This is a genomic window from Caulobacter sp. 10L414, from assembly GCF_056395525.1.
Genome location: NZ_JBFTJR010000023.1, coordinates 43,842 through 70,542, shown reverse-complemented (window position 1 = coordinate 70,542; position 26,701 = coordinate 43,842). Strand labels below are relative to the sequence as shown.

Here is a 26,701-nt window from a genome sequence, read left to right as displayed (position 1 = left end):
CCGCCCGCCGCGACCTCGGCGCCGGCGACCCCGGCCGCCAAGGTCACCCCGAACGGCGACCTCATCGCCACGGCCCAGGCCTCGGGCCAGTTCACGACCTTCCTCAAGGCCCTGGACGCCACCAACCTGACCAGCGTGCTGAAGAGCAATCCGAACCTGACGGTCTTTGCGCCCACCGACGCGGCCTTCGCGGCCCTGCCGGCCGGCGAGCTGGATCGCCTGATGCAGCCGGCCAATGCGGCCCAGCTGCAGAAGGTGCTGACCTATCACGTGATCAACACCAAGGTGGACTCGACCAAGATCACTGGCGCCAAGGGCGAGGTTAAGACCGTCGAGGGCTCGTCGGTGACGCTCGACGGCAGCGGCGCGAGCCCCATGGTCGACGGCGCCAACATCGTCCAGGCCGATGTGATGGCCACCAACGGCATTCTGCACGTGGTCGACAAGGTCCTGATCCCCAAGGACGTTCCGATCCAGGCCGCCGCGGCCGCCACCGACGACGCCGCCACCAGCATGGCCTCGGCCACGGCCAATGGCGATGCGATGGCCGCCACCGACGCGGGCGCCGACGTCGCCGCCCAGGCCGCTCCAGCCGCTGCGCCGGCTCCCGACCAGGCGACCACGCCGTCGGCGACCGATGCTCCCGCCGACCAGGCCATGAACCCGATGACCTCGACCGCGCCGACCGATCCGGCCGCCGCCACGACCGCTCCGGCGGCCGACACCGGCACGGCCGCGCCGACCTCGGCCACGCTGCCGGCCTCGTCGATGGGCCCGGACCAGCAGGCTACGCTTAAGGCCGGGGACGCCAACGTCGTCTCCAACCCGCCGGTCGCCGACACGCCCGAGAACCGCAAGGCCTACGGCGCGCCGATGTCGAACGCAGGCAAGCGTTCGAGCGCCAAGGGCAACTAACAACCAGGATGAAGTGACAAACGACGTCCACTTCGCTTGAAGCGACAGTCGGCGGGCCCTATGGTCCGCCGACTTTTTCAGGCCCCTGTTCGGACGTCATGCCCGCCGCCCCCAAATCGTTTCAAAGCCTCATCCTGACGCTCCACAACTACTGGAGCGAAAAGGGCTGCGTGATCCTGCAGCCGCACGACGTCGAAGTGGGGGCGGGGACGCTGCACCCGGCCACAGTGCTGCGCGCGCTTGGCCCCAAGCCGTGGAACGCGGCCTACGTCCAGCCCTCGCGCCGTCCGGGCGACGGTCGCTATGGCGAGAACCCCAACCGCCTGCAGCACTATTACCAGTACCAGGTGATCCTGAAGCCGAACCCGGCCGACATGCAGGACCTGTACCTGGGCTCGCTGGAGGCCATCGGCCTGGATCTGCGCACCCACGACATCCGCTTCGTCGAGGACGACTGGGAAAACCCCACCGTCGGCGCCTGGGGCCTGGGTTGGGAAGTCTGGTGCGACGGCATGGAAGTGTCGCAGTACACCTACTTCCAGCAGGTCGGCGGCCTCGACGTGAACCCGGTCGCGGGCGAGCTGACCTACGGCCTGGAACGCCTGGCCATGTACGTGTTCGGCGTCGACAACGTCTACGACCTGCCGTTCAACGATCCCGACTCGCCGCTGGGCGCGCTGACCTATGGCGACGTCTTCCTGGCCAACGAGCGCCAGCAGTCGGAAGCCAACTTCCACGGCTATGACGTGGCCGTGCTCAAGCAGCAGTTCGAGCAGATGGAAGAGCAGGTGCCGCTGATGCTGGCCCGCTCCTACAAGAACGAGACCCTCGTCCTGCCCGCCTATGACATGGTCCTCAAGGCCAGCCACCTCTTCAACCTGATGAACGCCCGCGGCGCGATCGCCGTCGCCGAGCGCGCCTCCTACATCGGCCGCATCCGCGACCTCTGTAAGATGTGCGCCCAGAAGTGGGTCGAGCTGCAGGAAGCCGCGTAACTCCGATGCCCCAACTGCTTCTCGAACTGTTCTCCGAAGAGATTCCCGCCCGCATGCAGGGCCAGGCCGCCAAGGACCTGGAACGCATGGCGCGCGACCACCTGGCCGCCGCCGGCTTCCTGCCCGAGGCGCTGAAGACCTTCGCCGGCCCGCGTCGCCTGACCCTGGTGGCCGAAGGCCTGCCGCTGGCCCAGGCCGACCGCAAGGAAGAGCTCAAGGGTCCCCGCGTCGGCGCTCCGCAGCAGGCCATGGACGGCTTCCTGCGCAAGGCCGGCCTGACGCAGGACCAGCTGGTCGAGCAGAACGGCGTGTGGATGGCCTTCGTCGAAAAGAAGGGCCGCCCGACCGCCGAAATCGTCGCCGAGATGGTGGAAGCCATCGTTCGCGGCTTCCCCTGGCCGAAATCGATGACCTGGGGCACGGGCAAGCTGCGCTGGGTGCGGCCGCTCAAGCGCATCCTCTGCGTGCTCGACCGCGAAGTGGTGCCGTTCTCGATCGACGGCATCGCCAGCGGCGACGTCACCGAGGGCCACCGCTTCATGGGCGCGGCCAAGCCGTTCGTCGCCAAGGACTTCGACGAATATGTCGCCGGCCTTGAGGCGCACTACGTCGTGCTCGACGTCGAGGAGCGCAAGGAGCGCATCCTCGAAGGCTGCAAGACCCTGTGCTTCGCCCGTCACCTGGAGCTGGTCGAGGACATCGGCCTGCTCGAGGAAGTCGCGGGCCTGGCCGAATGGCCGACGCCGGTGCTGGGCGACATGGACCCGTCGTTCCTTGATTTGCCGCCCGAGGTGATCCGCACCTCGATGCGCACCCACCAGAAGTACTTCGCCGTGCGCAAGCCGGGTGAAGCCGGCCTGGCGCCGCACTTCATCACCGTGGCCAATATCGAGGCCAAGGACGGCGGCAAGGTGATCGCCGCCGGCAACGCCAAGGTGCTGTCGGCGCGTCTGGCTGACGCCCGCTTCTTCTGGGACGAAGACCGCAAGGCCGGCAACTTCGACGCCTGGCTGGGCAAGCTGGACGGCGTGACCTTCCACGCCAAGCTCGGCACGATGGCCCAGCGCGTCGAGCGCATCGTCGCCCTGGCCGGCGAGATCGCGCCGCTGGTCGGCGCTGATGTCGAAAAGGCCAAGGAAGCCGCGCGCTTGGCCAAGGCGGACCTCGCCTCCGGCATGGTTGGCGAGTTCCCCGAACTGCAGGGCCTGATGGGCGGCTACTATGCCCGCGAGGCCGGCATCGACGGCGAGATCGCCGCCGCCATCCAGGATCACTACAAGCCGCAAGGCCCGTCCGACGCGGTTCCGACCGCGCCGGTCAGCGTGGCCGTGGCCCTGGCCGACAAGCTCGACACCCTGGTCGGCTTCTTCGCCATCGACGAGAAACCGACGGGTTCGAAGGATCCCTATGCGCTGCGTCGCGCGGCGCTGGGCGTGATCCGGATCATCCTCGACAACGGCCTGCGCCTGCCGCTGGCCAAGTTCGGCAAGGACGACCTGCTGGCCTTCTTCGCCGATCGCCTGAAGGTGACGCTGAAGGATCAAGGCAAGCGCCACGACCTGGTCGACGCCGTGTTCGCCCTGGGCGACGACGACCTCGCGCGCATCGTCGCGCGGGTCGAGGCCCTGGACGGCTTCCTGAAGACCGACGACGGCAAGAACCTGCTGGCCGGCTACAAGCGCGCCTCCAACATCCTCAAGGCCGAGGAGAAGAAGGGCCCGCTGCCGGAAGGCCAGGCCGAAGAGCCGGCCGCCGACAGCGCCGCCGAGGTTGGGCTCTATCAGGCCCTGCGCCTGCTGGACCGTCCGTTGAAGGATGCTTTGGCCAAGGAAGACTTCACCGGCGCCATGGCTCAGTTGGCCGAGTTGCGCGGCCCGGTGGACGCCTATCTCGACGGCGTCTTCGTCAACGACCCTGAGCACCGCGACAACCGCCTCAAGACCCTGGCCGCCGTTCGCGCGGCGATGGGCCAGGTGGCGGACTTCGGGCTGGTGGCGGGCTGATCGGCGCTGAGGAACCTTCCCCTGTGGGGAAGGTGATCGCGAAGCGATCGGTGGGGGGAGTGGTTGCTGAACCGGCCATGCGCCGCGGAGGCTGAAAACGTCCCCCCACCGGCCTTCGGCCGCCTCCCCCACAGGGGGAGGTTCTCTCTACTCACAAACATCCGCCCACTTGGCGTTGACCGCATCCGTGCCGTCGGCCTCCTCGACCACCAGCGCGCCGTCCGACCAGACGAAGCGTTCGGGGCCGTCGAAGCTGTCCTGCGGCTGCTGCACGTCGACATCGCCGCAGACCGAGACGACCTCGCCGTCCTGGTGGGTGAAGACCTTGCCGAAGTTGACCGTGGTCGCCTCGGGAAAGCGGTTCTGCACGGCGATCTTGGCGCCGGCGATCGCCAGCTGGTCGTCGGCGCTGTCCTGGGTCGCTTCGGCCTGGGTGTCGCGCAGCACGTAGGCCATGAGGCCGCCGCCCACGCCGAGCAGGAGGACTGCGGCGGTCGTGCCGATGACGACGGGCTTGTCGAGTTTCATGGCGCCAGTCGGCCGCAGGTTGCGGGCGGGGTCAACCGTCACTCATCTGTTCCCGTCATTCCCGCCCGTGTGGCGGGAACCACTCTGTCAGCCGCAGGTGCGGATGGGGCGGATCGCCGGCGATCCGCTTGCACTTCATGTGCGAGCGGAACCAGGGTTTCCCGCCACAGGGGCGGGAATGACGGGAAGTGGGGAGGGCTTCAGTCCCGCAGCAGCGGCAGCGACAGCCCGCCGGCCTGCCTGGCGCCCAGGATCTCGCGGCGGAAGCGGAACAGTTCGGCCGGGCGGCCGCCGGTTTCGCTGTCGAGGCGGCCCAGGCCCTCGACCAGGTCCTCGCGCTCGACCACGCGGCGGAAGTTCTGCTTGTGCAGCGGCACGCCGGCGATGGCCTCGACCGTGCGCTGCAGGGCCGAAAGGGTGAACTCGGCGGGCATCAGCTCGAAGGCGACTGGGCGGTACTTGATCTTGCCGCGCAGGCGCGAAAGGCCCGTGGCCAGGATCCGCCGGTGGTCGGAGATCATCGGCTCGCCGAGGGCTGCCGACAGGGCGACGGGCTCGGCCGGGTCATGGCCGTCGGCGCGGGCCCGGTCGCGGGCGGCTTCGGGCGCGAGGCCCGCCTCGTAGAGCAGCTCGTAGCGCTCCAGCACCCGTTCCTCGTTCCAGGGCGCGCCGTCGAGGGCGAAGGCCAGGCGCGCGCGCGACAGGCGGTCGGCGTCGTCGCCGGCCCAGCGGCGCAGGGCCGGCGCGATGGCCTCGTCCAGCAGCGTCGGGCGGCCGGCGCGCCAGTCCTCCCAGGGAAAGAACCGGGTCCACGGCGCCCAGGCGGTGTCGGGCGCTTGCGTGTCGGTGGCCTTGGGCGTCAGGCCCAGATAGCCGATCGAGACCACGCGCGCCGCGCCGGCGCCGACCTCGGCTCGTGGGGCGTCGCGGCCCTTGTCGCCGAAGGTGTAGAGCTGTTCGACATAGCCCAGCTGGAACCGCGTCTGCTCGGTCACGAAGGCGCGCAGGGCCAGCTCGAACGTGCGGTGGCCCTCGGGGTCGAACGGACCGAACGGCAGGCCGGGCAGGGGCGAGGCGATGTCGGTGACGGCGTCGTGCGGACGCACGGTCAGCACCACCACCTCGCCGTCGCGCACGGCGACGACCACGGCCGACAGGCCGATGACGATCCCGGAAGAGGCTGCCGACGGAGCCGTCATTCGGTCTCGAACGCTTCGCCCGGGGCCGACTCGTAGCCGGCCGCCTTTGACAGCACGTGGAAGCGCTGGACGTAGCGGGCTTGAGCCTCGAACGGGGGCAGGGGCGTGATCTTCAGGTCGTAGCCGGCCGGCGGGGCGCCGAAGATCGACAGGGATTCGCCGTGCTCGAAGCCCGCCAGCTGGGTGGCCTCGAAGAAGGCGCAGGCGCGGTCGGCCTGCTTGATCAGCTTCTTGACCGGGGCCGGGGTCTTCACCGGCAGGCCGAAGCGGATGTGGATGGCGTCTTCCAGCCGGGCCTCGAAGTCCTTGTACGACACGCCCAGCGCCGCCTTGAACGGGCTGATCATGTCGCCGATCACGTATTCGGAGGCGTCGTGCAGCAGCGCCGCCAGCCGCCAGCGGGGCTCGAGGTCGGGCTTGATGTGGGCGGCGATCTCCTCGACCACCAAGCTGTGCTGGGCCACCGAGAAGCCGTGCTCGCCGATCGTCTGGCCGTTCCAGCGGGCCACGCGGGCCAGGCCGTGGGCGATGTCCTCGATCTCGATGTCCATGGGCGAGGGGTCCAGCAGGTCCAGCCTGCGTCCCGACAACATCCGCTGCCATGCCCTCGGAGGGCCCTTATGCAGCCCTTTGGCCACGAGATCGTTCCTTACGGTGAAGGTGGTTTGAGTGCCGCATCGCTTGATGAAGATCAATGATGGCCCGGCCCGACGCCTGTGGAAATGCGTTTGTTGGAAATGCGTACCGAGGAGCGTGACAGTCGAAAGTGGATACCGGTTTCGACGACCGTCACGCGTCAAGGAAATGGAGGACCGATCATGAGCTGGGCAAGGATCATGGCGCCGCTGGCGGGAGCCAGGCCTGACGAGGGCGTGCTGCGCGCGGCGGCCGAACTGGCGGGCGCCTTCGACGCCGAACTGGCCGCCGTCCACGCCCCGGCCGACGTGGCCGACCTGATGCCGTGGATGGGCGAGGGCTTCATGGGCGGCGTGCAGGTCACGGCGCTGGAGAGCCTGAAGGAAGCCGCCGTCGAGGGCGCGCACGCCGTCGAGGCGATGGTCGCGGCCGTGGGCTATCCGAAATCGCGCGTCACGACGCTGGAATCGCCGGTGTGGGCGGGGCTGGCCATGGAGTGCCGCCTGTCGGACGTCATCGTGTTCGACAGCGCCGCCGCGCGCGGCAAGGGCCCGTTGGCCGAGGCCTTCCAGCAGATGATCGCCGACGAGCAGCGGCCCGTGGTCGTGGCTCGGGAGGGTCTGAAGGTCGGCGGGACGGCGCTGGTCGCCTGGGACGGCGGCAAGGAGGCCAGCCGGGCCCTGCGCACGGCCTTGCCTCTGCTGCAGAAGGCTTCGCGGGTGGTGGTGGCCGGCGCGCCGGCGGCCTCGTCGCGCAGCTTCGAACTGGCGCGGATGGTCGATTTCCTGGCCGCCCGGGGCGTCTCCGCCCAGGTGCGGGTGCTGGAAGGCTCGCACGACGCGGCCAAGCTGCTGCTGGAGGCGGCGAAGGCCGAAGGCGCTGATTTCCTGGTCGCCGGGGCCTTCGGCCACCCGCGCCTGCAGGAGTTCATCTTCGGCGGCACGACGCGCAGCCTGCTGAACGCCGACGGCCCGTCGCTCTTCCTGTCGCACTGAACCGTTCAACCAAGAAGAAGGAGGCAGTCCATGTCCCTATCGCGCATCGTCATGCGTCTGGCCCGCAATCCGGGCACCGAATTCGCCGGCGGCGACGATCATCGCGGCTACGCCCTGACCGCGCCGCTGACGGACGACGGTCATCTGGACGAGGCCGAGTACGCCAAGGCGAAGAAGGACTGCGCGGTGCGCCGTTTCGCCCCCGACGAGGATCCAGCCGACGGCCGCCTGGCCCGCCGCGGCGAGCGCTGGTTCTTCGACTATGACGAAGAAGACCAGATCGACGACGAGCCGGTCCACCGCCTGGGCCAGCACCGCTTCGCCATCGGCGAATACGTCACCGTCACCGACGAGGACGGTCGCCCGCTGACCTACAAGGTGATGGAAGTCACGCCGATCTGAGGGGGAGCCGACTGAGAACCTCCCCCTGTGGGGGAGGTGATCGCGAAGCGATCGGTGGGGGGCGTGATCGCGAGATCGGCTAACGCCTGAAAAGCTGAAAACTTCCCCCCACCGGCCTTCGGCCGCCTCCCCCGCAGGGGGAGGTTCTTTGGTGTCTCACCCACCCACGTTGCGGCGGATCAGGGCCTTCATGTCCTTGAACAGGTCGCCGTCCTCGGAATTGCGGTCCTTGGCCTTGACGATGGCCACGGCCAGGGGGCCGCCCTTGGGGCCGCGCGCCTCGTAGCCGGCCAGGTGATAGCCGGTCGGGGCCCTGTCGCTGGCCAGCACCAGCGTGGCGCGCACGCCGTCGCCTTCCTTCTGGCGATGGCGCACGACCGCACCGTGATCGTCGGCCCGGATGTCGACTTCGCCGTCCTTGTCGTCGGAACTGCTGACCCGCACCGTGCGGCTCTCGCGGCCCCCATCCTTGCGCTCTTCGATCGAGGTGGTGCGCTCGCCGTCCTTGCTGGTGACGTTCTTGGTGATGCGCACCTGGGCCTCGCCGTCGTCGGCGTTGATGGTCATGTCGCCGATGCGGATGTCGGCGCCCTGGTCGCGGGCGTCGATGCTGACGCCGGGCAGCTTGATGTGGGCCGTCTCCTTGCCCTTCGGCGCGCCGGGAGCGCTCGGCGCCTTCAGGTGCGGCATCAGCGCCTTCAGGTCGGTCTCGATCGGGGCGAGGGCGGCCTCGGCGTCGTCGCCCGTGAGCGCCACCAGGCGCAGCGTGACCTCGGCCTGGTCGCCCGCATAGCCGCACGACTTGCCGTCGGGCGCGATGCTGACGCGGGTCAGTTTGCCCTGGTGCTCGGGGCAGTCCAGGCATTCGATGGCGCGCAGCGGCTGGCGCTTGTAGGTCACGCGCTCGTGCCGCTCGGTCTTCACCGCGGCCGGCGGCGAGCAGGCGGCGAGGGCGGCGGCGCCGGCGGCCAGGACAAGGATCAGGCGCATCGAGGAGTATCCTTCACGTTCGGCGCGAAGGTGTGCGGGTCGGCGATCGGCGTCCAATGAAATCGCGGTAACAGCGCCCGGCGTGGCGAAGATCACTGATCCTTGTAGGCGTCGGGCTGGATGTTGATGCTGAGGTTCTTGCCGCGCCCGCTGCGGCTGGCCAGCGGAGGCAGGCGTCCCTGAAGGGCCGCCTGCGCGTCTTCGCGCACCATCGCCGCGTCCGGCTGGCCGGCATAGAGGCGCAGGACCGTCCCGCCGGTGTTGGTGGCCACGCCCAGCAGGTGCGTGGCGGGCAGGATCGCGTCGCTCTTGCCGTCGAGAGCGGGCATCACCAGGGCGGTCAGGTCCATGAAGGACGCGACGAAGAAGATCGGCGTGTCGGGGGCGGCGCTGCGCACGACCACCACGGGCGATTCTTCACCGGTTTCGAAGACGGCGTAGGACACGCCGCCGGTGTCCAGGCCCTCCAGATCGCACTTGGCCTGAGCCTTCAGCAGCGCCTTGTACTGAAGGCCCTTTTCGGAGAGCGTCGGCCCTGCCGAGGTCAGGGTGATCATGTCGCGCGACATGCTGGTCGAGGGCAGGGCGACGCGCGCGGCCGCGGGGCGCGCCTCGCACGCCTCCCTCGCCAGGGCCGGCGACGCCAGCACGCTGAGACCAAGAACGGTCCAGACCAGGGACTTCATGCACGCCTCCCGACAACAGCCAAGCTTTGGCCGACGGGAGAGCGCGCGTCCAGGCTCAATCTCTCGACGAGCCGGACGCCGGGCCTACTGGCCCGGGCGGGCGCCGCCTTCGCGGCGGGCCAGGAAGGCCAGGCGCTCGAACAGGTGGACGTCCTGCTCGTTCTTCAGCAGGGCGCCGTGCAGCGGCGGGATCAGCTTGGTCGGATCCTTCTCGCGCAGCACGGTCTCGTCGATGTCCTCGACCAGCAGCAGCTTGAGCCAGTCCAGCAGCTCCGAGGTCGACGGCTTCTTCTTCAGGCCGGGAACCTTGCGCATGTCGTAGAAGATGCGCAGCGCCTCGGAGACCAGCTTCTGCTTGATGCCCGGGAAGTGCACGTCGACGATGGCCTGCATCGTCTGCTCTTCGGGGAAGCGGATGTAGTGGAAGAAGCAGCGGCGCAGGAAGGCGTCCGGCAGTTCCTTCTCGTTGTTGGAGGTGATGATCATCACCGGCCGCACCTTGGCCTTGATGGTCTCGCCGGTCTCGTAGACGAAGAATTCCATCCGATCGAGCTCCTGCAGGAGGTCGTTGGGGAACTCGATGTCGGCCTTGTCGATCTCGTCGATCAGCAGCACGGGCCGGACGGGCGACTCGAACGCCTCCCAGAGCTTGCCCTTCTTGATGTAGTTCTTCACGTCCTTGACGCGCTCGTCGCCCAGCTGGCTGTCGCGCAGGCGGGTGACGGCGTCGTACTCGTAGAGGCCCTGCTGGGCCTTGGTCGTCGACTTGATATGCCAGGTCAGCAGAGGCGCGTTCATCGCCTTGGCGACCTCGTAGGCCAGCACCGTCTTGCCGGTGCCCGGCTCGCCCTTGATCAGCAGGGGACGTTCCAGGGCCACGGCCGCGTTGACGGCGACCTTCAGGTCCTCGGTGGCGACGTAGTCGGCGGTGCCTTCGAAGCGCGAGCTCATGCGGTGTCCCTGGACGGCGGCCCCGGATGGAGCGCGCCTCGAACAAGTGTTCAAATCTTCAGGGCTAACCTACAGAGCCGCGCCGCGCGATCAAGACGGGTTCTGCGGGGGCTGGCGATGACGGCGGGCCACCGACGGCGGATCGCTGGCCGGGAAGCTTTCTTCCAGGCCTTCTTCCAGCTGGTCTTCCAGATACTCCGGCTGGTCGGCGTCGGTTTCGGGGGGCTTTTCGGGCTTCGGATCGGACATGCGTGATCTCCTTGTCGGCCGCCTGGCAGCCTGACGCGAGGGGGCGTACTGCGCAACTATGGACGCAGGCGAGGGGCGGCTAGAACGGATGTGGCGCGGCTTTGACGGATCGGGCCTAGCGGCGGCGTTCGTAGCCGAGCGCCTCGATGTCGTCGGCGGCCAGCCGGGTCGACTCGTAGTCGGACGGCTCCTCGTCGTCGGTCGAGACTAGGTCTTCGTCGGACAGGCCGCCGCCGACCGGGTCCAGGGGCTCGCGTTCGACGTCCAGGCCTTCGTCGTCGCGGCCGCCCTCCAGCTCGTCGTCGACATCGTCGAGCTCGGAATCGTCGATGATGTCGTAGTCGTCGTCTTCGTCCTCGGCGGCGTCGTCCTCGGCCTGGGTGGCGTCGTAGACGTCGTCGATATCGTCGAAGTTGGCGATGTCCTGGCCGTCCTCGGTCAGGTTGGTCTCGTCGAAGGTCTCCGCGACATCCTGCGGGTCGTAGTCGGCTTCCGGCGGCATGGCGGGTCTCCCTGATGGGGCGACGATCGCCGCCCGTTCAGGGAATCAAACCCGCCCCCGCGCCCGATGTTCCTGTCCGATTACTTCGCGAAGTCGGCCAGGGCGCCGGCGACATCGGCCATGATCGGACGCCAGTCGTCGTAGTCCGGGGCGATGAAGCAGCGGCACTGCGGATACCAGGGCGAATGGTCAGAACCCAGGCGCGTCCATGAGGCCGCGCCGGTCAGCATCCAGATCGGCGCGCCGCAGGCGCCGGCCAGGTTGATGGTGGCGTTGGAGAAGCCGATGACCAGGTCCAGCGCGCAGGAGAGGGCGGCAACGTCGTCGAGATCCTGCTTCAGGTCGATGCCCGGCGGGGTCCAGATCTCGACGCCCAGCTGGTCGCGGGCGTAGGCGATCTCCTCGTCGCAGTCGCCGTACTGCAGGTTGATGAACGAGACGCCCGGAGTCTTCAGCACCGGCTCCCACAGCTCAAAAGGCGAGAACAGGCGGGCGCGCTCGGCGTTCAGCTTCAGGCTCTTCCAGAGCAGGCCGACCTTGGGTCCGGGCGGGGCGTCCTCCAGCACCTTCTTCCAGTGGGCGACGCGCTCGGGATCGGGGGTGAGGAAGCGCTCGCGCTTGGGGAAGGCCTCGACCGACGGGCGCAGGGTCTCCAGCAGCGAGCCCATCGGGACCCAGTTGTCGATCTTGGACCAGTCCTCGATGAACGGGGCGTCGCGATAAATGTGGCCCTGATAGGAGACGGTGCGGTGCACGGCGACGTTGGCCTGCGGGTAGCTGCGCTCGAACAGCGGCACCAGGCGGCGTTCGACCAGGATCGACAGCTCGCCGTCAGGGCCCAGGGCCTCGACCACGTCGGGCAGGGTGTTGGCGAACATCACCTCGTCGCCCAGGCCCTGTTCGGCCACGACCAGCAGGCGCTTGCCGGCCAGATCCTCGCCCGGCTTCCAGGTCTTGACCGGGAACTGGTAGTTGGGGACCCCGCCCAGTTCGGTCGACAGGCGCGCGCTGTAGGCGGCCCAGCCCTCGGTCACGCGACCGAGCGCCAGCAGGATGGTCGAGCGCGCGAAGCTCATGGCCGCCAGGTCTTCGGAAGAATCGGCGACCAGGATGCCGGCGTCGCAGTCGGCCAGCGCGCCTTCGACGTCGCCCAGGTCCAGGCGGGCGAAGGCGCGGTTGTGCAGGCCCTTGCCGAACAGAGGGGCCAGACGCAGCGCCTCGTCGAAGAAGGTGACGGCGGTGCGGCCCTCGCCGAGGCTGCACATCACCGTGCCAAGGGTGTTCCACAGCACCGGCTGGGTGGGATTGGCCTGGATGGCGGGCTTGAGAATGTCGATCGCCGCCGATTCCTGGTTCAGGTCGCGCAGGGCGCAGGCCAGGTTGTTGGTCGCTTCCAGGCTGGCGGGGTTGGCGTTCAGGAAGTGCATGAACAGCTTGGCGGCGATGTCCGGCATTTCCATGCGGAAGGCCAGGCGGCCCAGGTCGCCGGCCACGGCGGCCTCGTCGGGCAGCAGCTTCAACGCCGCGTCGTAGCAGTGCATCGACGAGGCGAAGTCGCCCAGCTTCTCGCGGGCCACGGCCAGCACGTGCCAGGCCGGACCGGCGCGCTCGTTCTTCTTGAGCGCCTTCAGAGCGGTCTTCTCGGCCAAGGCGTACTCGCCGCGCTGCACGGCGATGATCGCCTTGTTCAACAGCTTGATGGTGGCCGGATCCTGGACCGTGGTGGCCTCGCGATTGAGGCGGGCGATCGAATCGGCCGAGGCGGAATCGCCCAGTTGCGACGCGCGCAGGCCCGGAAGGACCCCTTGACCGGCCGCCTCCTGGGCGGTTGCGAGGGCGGCGGCCGAGATTCCGGAGCCGAGATTGCGGGACATGCGTACACCTTGGCGATTGGGTGGCTTCATCCTCTGGGCGAGTATGCTTAATTGTGTCCTAAGCTGCGACTTACGGTCGCGTGGCCGGCAATAGGGCGTTAACCCGCTGCCCTCTAGGTTCCGGTCGAACGCCATACCGGCGAACCGCCATCGAGGCGGACGGGCGCAGCGATGGAAAGGAACGGCTAGAAGTGCCTTTGAAGCTGTCGCTGAAGCCCGGCGAGAAATTCGTGCTCAACGGGGCGGTCGTCCAGAACGGCGATCGTCGCGGGGTGCTGGTCCTGCAGAACAAGGCCTCGGTGCTGCGTGAAAAGGACATCATGCAGCCCGACCAGGTGACCACGCCGTCGCGTCACATCTACTTCCCGGTCATGATGATGTACCTGGAAGAGAGCGGCGCGGAGAAATACTATGACGAGTTCGCCACGCGCCTGACCGAGTTCATGGGCGTGGTGCGTAACCCTGGCGTTCTGGCCGATTGCATCGCGATCTCCAAGCACGTCATGGCCCGCGAGTACTACAAGGCGCTCATGCTGAGCCGTAAGTTGATCGATTACGAAGACGAGAGGTTGGGGAATGTCTCTTCGGGCCTACCAGCAGGCGGCGACCAGGACTGAGAATCCGCGCGAGGTCGAGTATCGCCTGTTCGGACAGGTGACTCGCGCCCTCATGGAAGCTTCGCAGGCCGACGTGAACGACATCCAGACGCGCATCCATGCGCTGGACTGGAATCGTCGCGTCTGGTCGGCGCTGGCGACCGATTGCGCCCTGCCCGAGAACACCATGACCAAGGAACTGCGCGCGAGCATCATCTCGCTGAGCATCTGGGTCGGTCGTCACTCGAGCCTGGTCATGCGCAAGGAAGAGGACTTCGAGCCGCTGATCGAGATCAACCGCATGATCATGCAGGGCCTGGCCGCCCGCGCCGAAGCGGCCTGATCCCCTAAGGTCCAGCTCGGCGCCGATTGCCGCCCCTCTTCGGAAAAACCTGCCGCCCGGCGAATGTTGCATTCGCCGGGCGGTTTCGTTTCCGGCCTGCGTTTCGAAATTTCCGTTTTATTTCAGTGGATTGCGATTTGGCCTGAACTGGCCCGCCGCTTGCGATGGTTCCCGCGGGCAAAACGCCCGACCGGCAAAACGCCGGGGCTCTCCACCAAAACGGTAGGTTCCTATGATCGCCAACTCCATCAACACCAATGCCGGCGCGATGATCGCGCTGCAAAACCTGAACGCCACCAACTCGGAGCTGACCACCACCCAGCAACGCATCAACACCGGCAAGAAGATCTCGAACGCCAAGGATAACGGCGCGATCTGGTCGATGGCGGAGATGCAGAGCGCGACCTCGAGCTCGTTGAATGCCGTGAAGGACTCGCTCCAGCGCGGTCAGTCGACCATCGACGTTGCGTTGGCGGCCGGCGACACGGTCACCGACCTGCTCGGCAAGATGAAGGAAAAGGCCCTGGCCGCTTCCGACACCTCGCTCAACACCGCTTCCTTCAAGGCGCTGCAGGCCGACTTCACGTCGCTGCGCGACCAGATCACCAAGGCCGTGACCAACGCCAAGTTCAACGGCGCCAGCGTGGTGGACGGTTCGACCACCAAGCTCGCGTTCCTGGCGAACGAAACCGGCGCGGCGTTCACCGTCACCTCGCGGACCCTGTCCCTCACGGGCATCGGTCTGACGACGACGACGACCTTCACGACGGCCGCTTCTGCGAAGACGATGATCGCCACGATCGATACGGCTCTGCAGACCGCGACCAACAAGCTGGCCTCGCTCGGCACCAACTCGGTGGGCCTGGACATGCACTTGACCTTCATGGGCAAGCTGCAGGACAGCCTCGACGCCGGTGTCGGCAACCTGGTCGATGCGGACATGGCCAAGGAAAGCGCCAAGCTGCAGTCGCTGCAAACCAAGCAGCAACTGGGCGTGCAGGCACTGTCCATCGCCAACCAGGCGCCCCAATCGATCATGTCGCTCTTCCGCGGCTGATCGAAGAAGCGCCGAACCTGGCGACCAAGCGCCGGGCGATCGAAAGATCGCCCGGCGTTTTCTTTTGTTCCGAGGGCTGATTTTCGGTGACCGCTGGTCGGTTTGCGGGTGGGCAATTCGGTCGCATCTGCCGAAACCTGCCCGGCAATATTTGCCGATAGTGCGCCTTGCCCGGCAGAAATTGCCGAGATCGAACGTTCTAAACGAACCTATAACGCCGTAATTTCAATGGTTTAGAATTTTTCGGCGAGTGGGCAGGATTGGCCCGGTAGTTGCTTCCTAGTTCAGCGAGCAAAACGCTCCCGGCAGTCAAAATGACGTCGGACAACCTGAAATAGGAACATATTCGTTATGGCGCTGAACAGCATCAACACGAACTCGGGCGCGATGATCGCCCTGCAAAACCTGAACTCGACCAACAGCGAGCTCAGCGTTACGCAACAACGCATCAACACCGGCAAGAAGATCGGCTCGTCCAAGGACAACGGCGCGATCTGGGCCACCGCCAAGAACCAGTCGGCCACCGCTTCCTCGCTCAACGCCGTGAAGGACTCGCTGCAACGCGGTCAGTCCACGATCGACGTCGCGCTGGCGGCCGGCGACACGGTGACCGACCTGCTCGGCAAGATGAAGGAAAAGGCCCTGGCCGCTTCCGACACCTCGCTGAACACGGCTTCGTTCAAGGCGCTGCAAGCGGACTTCACCTCGCTGCGCGACCAGATCACCAAGGCTGTGACCAACGCCAAGTTCAACGGCGCCAGCATCATCGACGGCAAGACCACGAAGCTCAGCTTCCTGGCCAACTCGGACGGCACGGCCATCACCGTGAACGCCAAGACCCTGTCGCTGACCGGCATCGGCCTGAGCACCACGACCACCTTCACGACCGCCGCTGCGGCCAAGACGATGATTTCCACCATCGACACGGCCCTGCAGACGACGACCAACAAGCTGGCTTCGCTGGGCACCAGCTCGACCGGCCTGGACACCCACCTGAACTTCGTCGGCAAGCTGCAAGACAGCCTCGACGCCGGCGTGGGCAACCTGGTCGACGCCGACCTGGCCAAGGAAAGCGCCAAGCTCCAAGCCCTGCAAACCAAGCAGCAGCTGGGCATCCAGGCGCTGTCGATCGCCAACCAGTCGACCGGCACGGTTCTGAGCCTGTTCCGATAAGGGACGAGCAGGGGGCGATCCTTTCGGGTCGCCCCCGCCTTTCTCGCGGCCTTAGGCCGGGGAGGGGAGCAAAGAGGGCGCCGCTGAACGGCGGTGACAGGAGAGATGGAAAACAAGGCCGCGCTGCCGGCTCAGGTTCAAGAGCCGCCCGCGCAAAACCAGATCATTCCCATGACCGTCCCAGGCAAGGCCTCGGACGGCGAAGTCGTTTCCGGAACCGGCAAGGCCGAGGCCCGTAAGCCCGCCGAGCAGAAGGTCGTCGATGACGGCCCCCAGCCTGGCGACCTGCGTCTCGTGATCGAGCAGGACACCGACAGCGGCGTCTACGTCTACAAGACGGTGGATCGGCGGACGGGTGAGACCCTGAAGCAGTATCCGCGCGAGGACGTGCTGCGGTTCAAGGAGTCGGCCTCCTACGGCCCCGGCGCTATCTACGACGGCCTGACCTAACAGGCCCTCGCGCGCCACGATCTGGATGCACGCTTGCGGCGCGACGTCGCAGGCGCATCATGGTTTACGCGCGTTAACCATATTCTTACTCCCCGGGCGGCAAGTTCACGGCCGATCCGCTCGGGCGTCGAATCGCGCACCGAGCTCCTCGTAAATCGGCGAGAACGCCGTTCGGAGATCGTGATGACGCTGAGCGTGAACACCAATCAGCCTGCGCTGATCGCCCTGCAGAACCTGAACAAGACCAACGACGAGATGCAGGGCGTCCAGACCCGCATCAACACCGGTCTTGCGATCTCCAGCGCCAAGGACAACGCCGCCGTCTGGTCGATCGCCCAGGACCAGCAGGCCGACCGCTCCGCCCTGGCCTCGGTCAAGATGAGCCTGGACCGCGCCACCTCGATCGCCGACGTCGCCCTGACGGCCGGCGAGTCGGTCTCCGACCTGCTCAACCTGATGCGCGAGAAGGTGGTCGCCGCCAAGGACAGCTCTCTGTCCACCCAGGCCCGCACCGCCCTGAACGCCGACTTCCAGGGCCTGCTCAGCAACCTGACCCAGGTCGTCGACAGCGCCACCTTCGACGGCGCCAACATCCTCGACGGCAGCCAGACCAACGCCATCACCTTCCTGGCTGACGCMGACGCCCAGACGGTGATCTCGCTGAACCTGYAGACCCTGTCGCTGGGCAGCCCCAAGAACAGCCTGCTGGCCGGCGACAGCATCGCCACCCTGACCCAGGCCACAGCGGTGCTGGCGCGCCTCGACACCACGATCGCCACGGTCAACCAGGCGGTCGGCTCGATCGGTTCGCAAGCCAAGCAGATCGACGCCCACAACACCTTCGTCTCGAAGCTGTCGGACGTGCTGGAGACCGGTGTCGGCAACCTGGTCGACGCCGACATGGCCAAGGAAAGCGCGCGCCTGCAGGCCCTGCAGGTGAAGCAGCAGCTGGGCGCCCAGGCGCTGTCGATCGCCAACGGCGCCCCGCAGATCATCCTGTCGCTGTTCGGCAACGGCTGACGCAAGCGCCTGCCGGTACGTAATTGTCATACGAAACGCCGGTCTTTCGCTAGGCCGGCGTTTCTTGCGTGGTTACTGTGCTTCCTGCAGCGCAAGGGGATTCGCTTGGCATGATCGAACTGCGGGACTTGAAGGACGAGGACGAGGCGGTGCTGTTCCAGTGGCGCGCCGAGCCCGAGGTCGACCGCTGGATGTCCGACGCGGCGTTCCCCAGCCACGAGGCGCACGCCGCGTGGTTCGAAAGCCTGCGCAACGATCCCGACATGCGCGGCTGGATGATCGTGCGCGCCGGCGCTCCGGCCGGCCTGCTGACCCTGACGGGCCTTCAGTCGCACCACCGCCGCGCGGGCTGGAACTGGTTCGTCGGCGCCGCCGACGCGCGTCGGCGCGGGGTAGGGCGGGCGGCCCAGGTTCTGGGTCTAGACCGCGCCTTCGGCGAGCTTGGCCTGCACAAGGTGTTCGCCGAGGTCATGGCCGACAACGACGCGGCGCTTAAGGCCCAGTCGGCCTCGGGCTTCCGTCGCGAGGGCTATCTGCGCGGCCACGTGCTCAAGAACGGCGAGCCGCGCGACGTCGTGCTGCTGGGCATCCTGGCCGAGGAATGGGCCGAACTGCGCGAAGAGGCTCGCCGCTCGTTGAGCGACGCGCACCTGATCGCGGCGTGATCGAGACTATTCACACGTCTTAACGAAACGTCAGCGTTCGTATCCGATCATTGCCACGCGTGGCGTAGTGCGCCCTTTGTGGAAGCCGTCGTGATCACTTTCGACACCAGTTCGCTGCTGAGCTACTACCAGGCCAAGCTTGGTGTGGGCACGGCCGCGTCCGCGCTGTCGTCGGGCACGACCAGCTCCACCTCCACCGCCAAGCAGGGCATCCCGGCCGCGCCGTGGACCACGGTGACCACCGAGCCCAGCGATCTGGTCAAGGCGGCGCTGAACGGCCGCAAGTTCGTCGACGAAGGCGCCGCCGAGGCCGCCGCGCCGGGCATCAAGGGCGACTACAAGAAGCTGTTCTCGGCCTATCAGGCGCTGAACACCCTGACGGCGATCGCCAACCGCGCCAGCGAGAAGAACGTTTCCGACAGCGAGATCAAGCGCCTGCAGACGGCGCTGACCAAGGGGCTGACCGAGCTCACCAACTACGTCCAGAGCGCCAACACCGAGGGCATGCGCCTGACCACCGGCGCGGCCATGACGCAGGACAAGTCCAAGGTCGGCGTGCCCAAGAACGTCTATGGCTACGTCACCAACACGCTCTACAGCGGCCAGTTCGACGACGAGGTCCCCGCCTTCAAGGGCGACCAGAAGTTCACGATGTCGGTCACCAAGTTCGGCGAGACCCAGAACCTGACGATGGACCTGGCCGAGATGGGCTCGACGCCGCGGACGATGTCCAACGTGGTCAGCTTCTTCAACAGCAAGCTCCAGGCCGCCGGCTACAACACCACCTTCGCAGTCGAGCGCACGCCCGGCGTGGAGCGCACGACGACCGTCAACGGCCAGACCGTGAAGCTGCCGGCCACCGGCGACGACTTCGCCCTGCGCATCCGCGGCGATTCCATCGAGAAGCTGAGCTTCACCGCCCCGGCCCCCAAGCCGGCGGTCTACATCACCACCGAGGCCGGCAATCCCGACCCCGACAAGGACACCAAGACCGACGACGCGGTCATCGAGAACACCCTGACCAAGTACGGCACGGGCTCCAGCGCCGGCGTGGCCGGGGCCAAGGTGTTCTCCGACACGCTGGAAGGCACGGTCGCCAAGATCCACAAGACCGTCACTGGCCCCGACGGCTCGATCTACGTGCTGGCCGACGTCGAAAAGAGCGTCGAGAGCCAGACCATCAAGGGCGACCAGGACGTCGCCCTGCTGAAGTACGACTCGGCCGGCAAGCTCCTGTACGCTCGCAGCCTGGGCGCGGCCGACACCGCCACCGGCTACTCGATCGCGGTTTCCGACGACGGCAAGGTCGCCATCGCCGGTTCGGTGGCCGGCACGCTGAACGGCGCTACGACCGGCCCGATCAACTCCGACAGCAACGGCACGGTCACCGACAGCTTCGTGTCGCTGTACGACGCCAATGGCGACGAGGCCTGGACCGTCCGCCGCGGCGGCCTGCTGGAGGACGAGGCCACCGCCGTGGCCTTCGGCGAGGACGGCGTCGTCTACGTGGCCGGCCGCACCAAGTCGGACCTGCCGGGCGCGACCGGTTCGGCCTCGCAGGGCGGCTACGACAACTACCTGACCGGTTTCGCGACCGATATCGCCGGCACGCCCAAGGCGCTGTTCACCACCCATTTCGGCAGCGCCGAGAACGACACCGTGTCGGGCATGGTCGTCGACGGCGGCAAGGTGATCGTGGCCAGCAAGGAAGGCAGCCAGGCCAAGCTGCGCAGCTTCGACGTGGGCACGACCGTGGTCACCGAGAACCGCACGTCGCTGAATTCGGCCGGGATCTACGAGACCAAGGCCGTCACCTACACCAAGGCCGCCACCATGACCGTGGGCGCGGTGCGCGACCTGGGCACGCTGAAGGGCGGCGACATCGCGGGCATCGCGATCGACGACGGCCAGCTCTACATCGGCGGCTACACCACCAACGGCGAGCTGTCGGTGGGCAACGTCACCTCGGCCGCTTCTGGCGGCTCGGACGGCTTCGTCGCCCGGATCTCGCTCGACCTGAGCGACACCGCCGACGACACCATGGCCTATTACGGCGGCACGGGCGACGACACCGTCACCGGCATGGCCGTCTCGAACGGCCAGGTCTGGCTGGTCGGCGCGGCCGGCAAGGACCTGGCGGGCCTGCCCACCGTCGGCACCAAGGACGGCTATGTCGCCCAGATCGACATGGACACCGGCGCGGCGTCCTGGGAGCAGCGCCTGACCGGCAAGGACGGCTACGCGACCCCGACCTCGATCGCCGTCGACGCCTCCGGCTCCAGCGCGCTGGATGTCTTCGGCCTGCCGCGCGGGCCGATGAACTTCACCCAGTCGGACAAGATCGTCTCGGCCACTTCGGCCCGCCCGGGCGACACCTTCCAGATCCGCACGCGCGAGCGCGGTCCGCTGACCACGATCACCATCAGCGCCAGCGACACGCTCGAGACCCTGGCCGACAAGATCCGCCGCGCCTCGGGCAGCGCGGCCAAGGTGTCGATCAGCAGCGACGGCAACATGCGCAAGCTCAGCATCACGCCGGCCTTCAAGACCTCGACCGTCGAGATCCTGCCGGGCAAGGGCGACAGCGACGTCCTGGATGCGCTGGGCCTGGCCGCGGGCGTGGTGCGCAACACCAAGACCGAGAGCGGCCGCACCGTCTCGGCCGACGGCAAGGGGCCGGTCTACGGCCTCAAGCTCAATCTCGACATGAGCCTGGCCGACGCCGAGTCGCGGGCCACGACCGCCGACCTCCTGAAGTCGGCCACGGCGGCGATCCGCAACGCCTATCGCGAGATGGCCGACATCGCCAACGGGGTGAAGGTCGACACGTCCTCGACCAACAGCGCCACCACCGGCACGGCGCCTGCCTACCTGACCAACCAGATCGCCAACTACCAGGCCGCGCTCGATCGTCTGACCGGCGGTTGACAATTGTAAGCGCTCCACGGCGCGGCGACGCTTGAAACCGTCATCGACGCGTCGTAGCCAGGGGGCATGGAACTTCTCAAAGACCGACGCGTGCTGCTGGGCGGCGGAGCGGCCCTGGCTGTGATCGCTGGCCTGGGCGTGGCCTTCGCGCTGATGGGCGGCAAGGACCGCAAGCCGGCCGAAGAGCCGCCGGCCTCGCGCGCCGGCTTGATCGTCGAGACCGGCCGTCCGGACGACACCAAGCTGAACGATCCGGCCCGTCCGCTGCGCTGCTTCGTCGGCGGCCAGTTCGTCGGCGAGACCACCCTGGCCGAATGCGCCAAGAAGAACGGCGTGGCCACCGGCGCCCTCGACGTCGGGGTCGATGAGACCGGGGCCCTGGCCGCGGCCGACCAGGCCGGCACGGTCCTCACCCCGTTGCCGCCGCCGGCCGTCAGCGCGCCGGTCGCGACCGCCCCGACGCCCGCGCCCACAGGGCCGACCGCGGCCAGCAGCGCGCCCCTGGCCGTCTGCCAGCGCTATTCCGGCGGCCAGTGGAACAAGCTGCCGGGCGAGATCACCCAGAACGCCTGCATCCAGCAGCTTTTCGCCGGCAAGTGCGAGCGTCCCGGCGGCGCCACCTACGGCCGTTGGGGCGACGAGACGCTGCGTCTGCTGCCGGGCCGCGTCGAGGCTTCGTCCGACAACCGCTCGTTCCATCTGGTGGTCGAACAGTCCGCCAACTGCGCCATTCCCAGCGTCGGCTGAGCCGAAGGAGTTCTCTGATGCGTGTTTCCTCCATCGCCGCCGTCCTGGCGCTCGGCGTCGGCGCCATCGCCCTTTCCGGCTGCGTGAAGCAGACCAAGGCTCCGTTCGACCAGGGCATCTGCAACCACGTGATCGAGAAGAACGACGGCACGCTGCAGTTCAACCCGGTCGAGCGCAACGTGCCCAACATGGAGACCTGCGCGGCCACGCTGGAAGGCATGCGCATCCGCTTCATGCGCATGGGCCTGCGCCGCGAGCGACTGACCGGCTCCTACCAGGGCAAGTTCATCTTCGTTGAGAAGGAGGGCATCTATCTGGGCGACAGCTATGAAGGCGCCCGGTTCATGTCGCTGGTCCGCACGGGCGACGGCCGCCTGGCGGTTCCGGGTGCGCTGCCGGCGCGCTGATCGCTTGAATTGAGCAGGAGAGGGCGGTGGATAACCGCCCTCCGTTCACAGGAACGTTTGTAGAACAAATCTTGCTTYTCTGTTTGCCGAGTCGTTAACGTCCTGGCTTCGAGATTCCGGCGCGTTGGGTCGCCGGGCGAGAGAACAGGGCATCGCCAATGGCTGGCAGCGTCAACAAGGTCATCCTCGTCGGCAACCTCGGGGCCGACCCCGAAATCCGCACCCTCAACTCGGGCGACCGCGTCGCCAACCTGCGCATCGCCACGTCCGAGACCTGGCGCGACCGCTCCAGCGGCGAGCGCAAGGAAAAGACCGAGTGGCACCGCGTGGTGATCTTCAACGACAACCTGGTCAAGGTCGCCGAGAGCTACCTGCGCAAGGGCTCGACCGTCTACATCGAGGGCGCCATCCAGACCCGCAAGTGGACCGATCAGCAGGGCCAGGAAAAGTACTCGACCGAGATCGTGCTGCAGAAGTTCCGCGGCGAGCTGACCATGCTGGGCGGCCGCGGCGACGGCGCCGGCGCCGGCGCTTCGTCGGGCGGCGGCGGCTATGACGACGGCTACGGCCAGGGCGGTGGCGGCGGCTACGGCGGCGGTCAGGGCGGCGGCAACTTCGGCGGCGGCGCTCCGCGCAGCCAGCCCAGCGGCCCGCGCGAGAGCTTCTCGGCCGACCTGGACGACGAAATCCCGTTCTAAGCATCCGTCATCGGATGAAAACGAAGAGGCGGCCGGTTCCGGAAGGGGCGGCCGCCTTTTCTTTGCGCGTTCGGCGCCGGAGAGCGCGGCGCCGGAGGTCGCAGGCGCGATCGGGAAGGCTGCGGGTTTGACGGGAAGGGCGCGGCGCCATGGGGTGTCGTCAGGCAGTGCGTCGCCCGGCGCCGTTTGGCGTCAAATCCAGATCCGTATCGAACTGCCTCGCCGTCAGTATGCGGGGCGGGCGGGATCGGTGTTTCTCCGTCCTGTCGAGTAACGGTGCTGGTGCATATTAAATGATCTCGTTTGTCGCTGACGGAACCACGAAGAAAAGTGGGCTACTGTAACGGCGATTTCTGTTTTTTGACCTGCGGTCGGGAGCCAGTCTCGCCGTGGGGGTCAGAAAGCAGGGGATAGCCGTGATCCAAGCCAAGTCGAACCAGCGTGCGTTTCGTCGTCTGAAGGCCGCCTTGCTGGCGGCCAGCGTCATGGGGGCCGGCGCGCCGGCCTTCGCCGAGGAAGATCCCAAGGGGCGGGCCGACGAGGTCGACGCCGTGGTGGTCACCGGCAAGCGGGTGTCGGAGGCCAGCGTGGCCATCGGCACCGACCAGGCCACCGCCACCGTCTCGATCACGCGCGAGGCGCTGCTTTCGGCGCCGGCCGGCGTGACCGGCCTGAAGATGCTGGAGAGCCTGCCGGGCTTCAACGTCCAGGCCAACGACGCGCTGGGCATGTACGAGTTCGGCAACTCGGTGTCGGTGCGGGCCTTCAACTTCCAGCAGATCGGCTTCCTGCTCGACGGGATCCCGATGGGCCGCAGCGACCAGTTCGGCGGCAGCCCGATCTATCGCTATGTCGACAACGAGAACCTGGCGCGGGTGCAGGCCTCGGCCGGGGCCGGCGATGTGTCGCTGCCCAGCTACGCTTCGCTGGGGCCGGTCGTCGACTATTTCAGCAAGGCGCCTGACGCGCAGGCCGGCGGCTCGATCAGTCAGACCCTGGGCGAGGACAACCTGCGCCGCAGCTTCCTGCGCCTGGAGAGCGGCAAGATCGGCCGGCTGTCGGGCTATGTCGCCGGATCATGGATCAAGGGCGACCTGTGGCGCGGTCCCGGCTTCATCAAGCGCGAGCACTATGAGGGCAAGATCGACTACGCCTTCGAGAGCGGCGGGAACCTGACGTTCCAGACCGTGCACAACGACTATTTCGACTACGACTCCCCGTCGATCACCAAGGCCCAGTATGCCGGAACGGCGGGCGACCTCTTCGGGCGCAAGGGTAGGGACTTCGCCTATCTCGGCTATGTGCCCAACCTGCCGGTGACGGCCCCGGGCGTGGCGTACTCAAACGCGGCCTACAACCAGTACTACAAGTTCGCGGTCAACGCCCGGCAGGACCATCTCTACGGCCTGTCGCTGAACAAGCCGATCGGCGAAGCCTTCGAGATCCGCTCGACTGCCTACTACGAAGACAAGGGCGGCTACGGCGTCTCGCCCGAGGCCTATTCGGTCTCGCTGGGCAGCTACAACGCCGAGAGCGCGTTCGTGCCCGGCCTGACCGCGCCCAAGGGCCTGCAGTACGGCCTTTCGGGCGTCGACGGCACGCGCAAGGGGATCACCGTCGGCGGAACCTGGCGGGCGGGGATCCACACCCTCCAGGCCGGCGTCTGGCTGGAGAAGGACGACTACCACCGCACCCAGGCGCGCTATAACACCCAGAACGGCGATCCCGACGGCACGCCGCTGCTGAACGAGCCGGTGCACCTGCAGCGCAACTACACCTCGACCCGCGAGACGACCCAGTTCTTCCTCAAGGACACGGTCCGCCTGCTCGACGACAAGCTGAAGGTCGAGCTGGGCTTCAAGGCCACCGACATCGACTACGAGATCGCCGGCTATCGCAATCCGGCCGACTACATCGCCCGGCGCCAGCCCCGGATCACCGACAACTGGAAGGACAGCTTCCTGCCGCAGGTGGGCCTCGTGTACTCGATCAACAGCCGCGACCAGGTGTTCGCGTCGTACTCGGAGAACCTGGCCCTACCGCGCGGCGCCGACGACATCTTCTCGGCCGCCAGCCCGACCGTCCCCGGGCCCGACGCCGAGACCTCGCAGAACCTCGAGATCGGCTATCGCGCCAACCGGCCGACCTTCAACGCCTCGGTCGTGGCCTACTACACCGCCTTCGAGAACCGCCTGCAGTCCTACGCCTCGGTGGTGCCGGGCAGCACGACGACCGAAACCTTCTTCCAGAACGTCGGCGGCGTTGAAGCCCACGGGGCCGAGTTCAGCGGTCAGTGGAAGCCGCAGCTGCTGGGCGGCAAGGTCTATTTCAACGCCAACCTGTCGTACAATCGGGCCGAGTTCGAGAACAACTTCGGGACCAACGTCATCGCCGGCAACACGCTGCCGGACTTCCCGACCTGGCTGTTCCAGGGCGGGGTGACCTGGGAGCCGACCGACTGGGCGCTGGTCAACGTCTCGGCCCGCCACCTCAGCGACCGCTACACCAACTTCACCAACACCGAGCAGACCGACGGCTACACGGTCTGGAACGCCTATGTGGATCTGGGCGACGGCTTCGGCGTGGGCCCGCTGAAGCAGGTCAAGGCCCGCATCAACGTCGACAACATCTTCGACGAGGACTACCTGGGCACGATCAGCACCACGGTGAGCACGGCCGCCAGCTTCCGGCCGGGCTCGCACCGGACCTTCCAGGTGACGCTGTCGGCCGACTTCTAGGCCGGCTCGACCAGATGCGCCCGCACCAGGGCGGCGACGTGGCGCACGGCCAGGTCGTCGTCGCGGCGGGCGTGCCAGGCCATGTGCAGCGGAAAGCCCTCGACGGCGATCGGCGGCTCGAACACCGCGAATGCCTCGCTTCCCTGCGCCGGCAGGCAGCGGCGGGGCAGCATGGCCACCAGATCGGTGGCCAACAGCAGCGGCGGCGCCATGCCGAAGCTTGGAACCACCACGCCCACGCGCCGCTCGCGGCCGTGGGCGGCCAGGGCCTGGTCGAGTGCGCCGCGGGTCTCGCCACGTCCCGAGACCAGCACGTGCGGCCAGGCCAGCCAGCGGTCGAGGTCGAAGGCTTCGGCGGCGGGATGGTCGGCGCGCATGGCCACCACATAGGTCTCGAACAGCAACTGCTCGCGGCGGAAGGCGCTGTCGACTGCCGGAAACACCGAGACGGCCAGGTCGCTGTCGCCGCGCGCCAGACTGTCGAGCGCCGCGGCCGCGCCGTGCCAGGGCTGGATGACGAGGTCGATCCCCGGCGCGCTGACGGCCAGGTCCGCCAGCAGGGCGGGGGCCAGCATGGCGGCCGGATGGTCGGCCATGACGATGCGCACGGCGCGGCGCAGGGTGGCGAGATCCTGTACGGGCGGGCTGATCACGGCTTCGACGTCGGCCAGCAGGGCCCGCAGCGGGCCTCGCAGGGCCTCGGCCTTCGGCGTCAGCTTCATGGCCCCGCCGGAGCGCTCCAGCAGCGGGTCGCCGAACAGGTGGCGGCAGCGGTCGAGAGCGCTGGAGGTCGCCGGCTGCGACAGGGCCAGGCGCGTGGCCGCCCGCGTGACGTGCGCCTCGTCCAGCAGGGCGTCGAGCACGACGAGAAGGTTGAGGTCGATCCCACGTAAATTCATGAGATCGATTTTATATCATATGGTCTATCCGTTGGAATGATTTTGGCCGTCGACC

At 67.5% G+C, this 26,701-nt stretch carries 27 protein-coding genes; 17 read left to right on the top strand and 10 right to left on the bottom strand.

Going from position 1 to position 26,701, the window contains the following annotated elements; translation table 11 throughout:
• The 3 genes from AC1DCG_RS11450 to glyS form a co-directional block, all read left to right on the top strand.
• Positions 1-915 (top strand): fasciclin domain-containing protein (locus tag AC1DCG_RS11450; RefSeq protein WP_477041490.1); only part of this gene is annotated, 915 nt, incomplete at its 5' end.
• Between the two features lie 98 nt (positions 916-1,013).
• On the top strand, positions 1,014-1,910 hold the full coding sequence (locus AC1DCG_RS11445; protein ID WP_165256038.1) for a glycine--tRNA ligase subunit alpha: 897 nt from the start codon (positions 1,014-1,016) through the stop codon (positions 1,908-1,910).
• 5 nt (positions 1,911-1,915) lie between these two features.
• Complete coding sequence (gene glyS, locus AC1DCG_RS11440) at positions 1,916-3,913, top strand: glycine--tRNA ligase subunit beta (protein ID WP_477029159.1); 1,998 nt, start codon at positions 1,916-1,918, stop codon at positions 3,911-3,913.
• 147 nt (positions 3,914-4,060) lie between these two features.
• Here glyS and AC1DCG_RS11435 read toward each other — a convergent pair whose 3' ends face one another.
• From AC1DCG_RS11435 to AC1DCG_RS11425, 3 genes are all read right to left on the bottom strand, one after another.
• A complete protein-coding gene (locus AC1DCG_RS11435) occupies positions 4,061-4,483 on the bottom strand; it encodes a hypothetical protein (RefSeq protein WP_477029158.1) in 423 nt (140 codons plus the stop codon).
• 158 nt (positions 4,484-4,641) lie between these two features.
• The gene (locus AC1DCG_RS11430; RefSeq protein ID WP_477029157.1) at positions 4,642-5,640 is read right to left on the bottom strand and encodes an NUDIX hydrolase; all 999 of its coding nucleotides are present in this window, start codon (positions 5,638-5,640) and stop codon (positions 4,642-4,644) included.
• Complete coding sequence (locus tag AC1DCG_RS11425; RefSeq protein ID WP_165256030.1) at positions 5,637-6,278, bottom strand: YfbR-like 5'-deoxynucleotidase; 642 nt, start codon at positions 6,276-6,278, stop codon at positions 5,637-5,639. The genes AC1DCG_RS11430 and AC1DCG_RS11425 overlap by 4 nt, the downstream gene beginning before the upstream one ends.
• A 180-nt stretch (positions 6,279-6,458) precedes the next feature.
• Here AC1DCG_RS11425 and AC1DCG_RS11420 point away from each other — a divergent pair, with 180 nt between their 5' ends.
• Complete coding sequence (locus AC1DCG_RS11420) at positions 6,459-7,271, top strand: universal stress protein (protein ID WP_165256028.1); 813 nt, start codon at positions 6,459-6,461, stop codon at positions 7,269-7,271.
• A gap of 30 nt (positions 7,272-7,301) precedes the next feature.
• On the top strand, positions 7,302-7,673 hold the full coding sequence (locus AC1DCG_RS11415; RefSeq protein WP_477029156.1) for a hypothetical protein: 372 nt from the start codon (positions 7,302-7,304) through the stop codon (positions 7,671-7,673).
• A 156-nt stretch (positions 7,674-7,829) separates the two neighbouring features.
• Here AC1DCG_RS11415 and AC1DCG_RS11410 read toward each other — a convergent pair whose 3' ends face one another.
• The 6 genes from AC1DCG_RS11410 to AC1DCG_RS11385 all read right to left on the bottom strand — a co-directional run bounded on the left by AC1DCG_RS11410 (position 7,830) and on the right by AC1DCG_RS11385 (position 12,925).
• Entirely contained in the window at positions 7,830-8,663 is an 834-nt protein-coding gene (locus AC1DCG_RS11410; RefSeq protein ID WP_477029155.1) for a hypothetical protein, read from the bottom strand.
• Positions 8,664-8,755: 92 nt separating this feature from the next.
• On the bottom strand, positions 8,756-9,349 hold the full coding sequence (locus tag AC1DCG_RS11405) for a hypothetical protein (protein WP_477036709.1): 594 nt from the start codon (positions 9,347-9,349) through the stop codon (positions 8,756-8,758).
• Between the two features lie 84 nt (positions 9,350-9,433).
• The gene (locus AC1DCG_RS11400; RefSeq protein ID WP_477029153.1) at positions 9,434-10,300 is read right to left on the bottom strand and encodes an AAA family ATPase; all 867 of its coding nucleotides are present in this window, start codon (positions 10,298-10,300) and stop codon (positions 9,434-9,436) included.
• 90 nt (positions 10,301-10,390) lie between these two features.
• The gene (locus tag AC1DCG_RS11395; RefSeq protein WP_477029152.1) at positions 10,391-10,549 is read right to left on the bottom strand and encodes a hypothetical protein; all 159 of its coding nucleotides are present in this window, start codon (positions 10,547-10,549) and stop codon (positions 10,391-10,393) included.
• A gap of 115 nt (positions 10,550-10,664) precedes the next feature.
• Positions 10,665-11,051, bottom strand: a complete 387-nt coding sequence (locus tag AC1DCG_RS11390) for a primosomal protein (RefSeq protein ID WP_477029151.1) — start codon at positions 11,049-11,051, stop codon at positions 10,665-10,667.
• Positions 11,052-11,131: 80 nt separating this feature from the next.
• Positions 11,132-12,925 (bottom strand): flagellar protein FlbA, encoded by a 1,794-nt coding sequence (locus tag AC1DCG_RS11385; protein ID WP_477029150.1) that lies wholly within the window; start codon positions 12,923-12,925, stop codon positions 11,132-11,134.
• A gap of 191 nt (positions 12,926-13,116) precedes the next feature.
• On the opposite strand from AC1DCG_RS11385, the gene flbT reads away from it, so the two are divergent.
• From flbT to AC1DCG_RS11325, 12 genes are all read left to right on the top strand, one after another.
• The gene (flbT, locus tag AC1DCG_RS11380; protein ID WP_101715744.1) at positions 13,117-13,542 is read left to right on the top strand and encodes a flagellar biosynthesis repressor FlbT; all 426 of its coding nucleotides are present in this window, start codon (positions 13,117-13,119) and stop codon (positions 13,540-13,542) included.
• Positions 13,502-13,864: a flagellar biosynthesis regulator FlaF gene (gene flaF / locus AC1DCG_RS11375; protein ID WP_165256014.1), complete on the top strand. Its 363-nt coding sequence runs from the start codon at positions 13,502-13,504 to the stop codon at positions 13,862-13,864. The genes flbT and flaF overlap by 41 nt, the downstream gene beginning before the upstream one ends.
• Before the next feature lie 232 nt (positions 13,865-14,096).
• A complete protein-coding gene (locus AC1DCG_RS11370; protein WP_109099650.1) occupies positions 14,097-14,921 on the top strand; it encodes a flagellin in 825 nt (274 codons plus the stop codon).
• A gap of 351 nt (positions 14,922-15,272) precedes the next feature.
• Positions 15,273-16,094: a flagellin gene (locus AC1DCG_RS11365; RefSeq protein WP_477029149.1), complete on the top strand. Its 822-nt coding sequence runs from the start codon at positions 15,273-15,275 to the stop codon at positions 16,092-16,094.
• A gap of 105 nt (positions 16,095-16,199) precedes the next feature.
• A complete protein-coding gene (locus AC1DCG_RS11360; protein ID WP_165256012.1) occupies positions 16,200-16,544 on the top strand; it encodes a flagellar protein FlaG in 345 nt (114 codons plus the stop codon).
• A 183-nt stretch (positions 16,545-16,727) separates the two neighbouring features.
• On the top strand, positions 16,728-17,564 hold the full coding sequence (locus tag AC1DCG_RS11355) for a flagellin (protein WP_477041489.1): 837 nt from the start codon (positions 16,728-16,730) through the stop codon (positions 17,562-17,564).
• A gap of 110 nt (positions 17,565-17,674) precedes the next feature.
• Positions 17,675-18,229: a UDP-4-amino-4,6-dideoxy-N-acetyl-beta-L-altrosamine N-acetyltransferase gene (gene pseH, locus AC1DCG_RS11350; protein ID WP_477029147.1), complete on the top strand. Its 555-nt coding sequence runs from the start codon at positions 17,675-17,677 to the stop codon at positions 18,227-18,229.
• Between the two features lie 90 nt (positions 18,230-18,319).
• Positions 18,320-21,157 carry a hypothetical protein gene (locus tag AC1DCG_RS11345; RefSeq protein ID WP_477036708.1) on the top strand — a complete coding sequence of 946 codons (2,838 nt, stop codon included), beginning with the start codon at positions 18,320-18,322 and terminating at the stop codon, positions 21,155-21,157.
• Positions 21,158-21,223: 66 nt separating this feature from the next.
• Positions 21,224-21,904 (top strand): hypothetical protein, encoded by a 681-nt coding sequence (locus AC1DCG_RS11340; protein ID WP_477036707.1) that lies wholly within the window; start codon positions 21,224-21,226, stop codon positions 21,902-21,904.
• A gap of 17 nt (positions 21,905-21,921) precedes the next feature.
• Positions 21,922-22,311 (top strand): hypothetical protein, encoded by a 390-nt coding sequence (locus tag AC1DCG_RS11335; protein ID WP_477029144.1) that lies wholly within the window; start codon positions 21,922-21,924, stop codon positions 22,309-22,311.
• Between the two features lie 158 nt (positions 22,312-22,469).
• Positions 22,470-23,009, top strand: a complete 540-nt coding sequence (ssb, locus tag AC1DCG_RS11330) for a single-stranded DNA-binding protein (protein ID WP_477029143.1) — start codon at positions 22,470-22,472, stop codon at positions 23,007-23,009.
• Between the two features lie 485 nt (positions 23,010-23,494).
• Positions 23,495-25,747: a TonB-dependent receptor family protein gene (locus AC1DCG_RS11325; RefSeq protein ID WP_477029213.1), complete on the top strand. Its 2,253-nt coding sequence runs from the start codon at positions 23,495-23,497 to the stop codon at positions 25,745-25,747.
• Here AC1DCG_RS11325 and AC1DCG_RS11320 read toward each other — a convergent pair.
• On the bottom strand, positions 25,744-26,646 hold the full coding sequence (locus AC1DCG_RS11320) for a LysR family transcriptional regulator (RefSeq protein ID WP_477036706.1): 903 nt from the start codon (positions 26,644-26,646) through the stop codon (positions 25,744-25,746). The genes AC1DCG_RS11325 and AC1DCG_RS11320 overlap by 4 nt on opposite strands.
• Positions 26,647-26,701 lie beyond the last annotated feature (55 nt).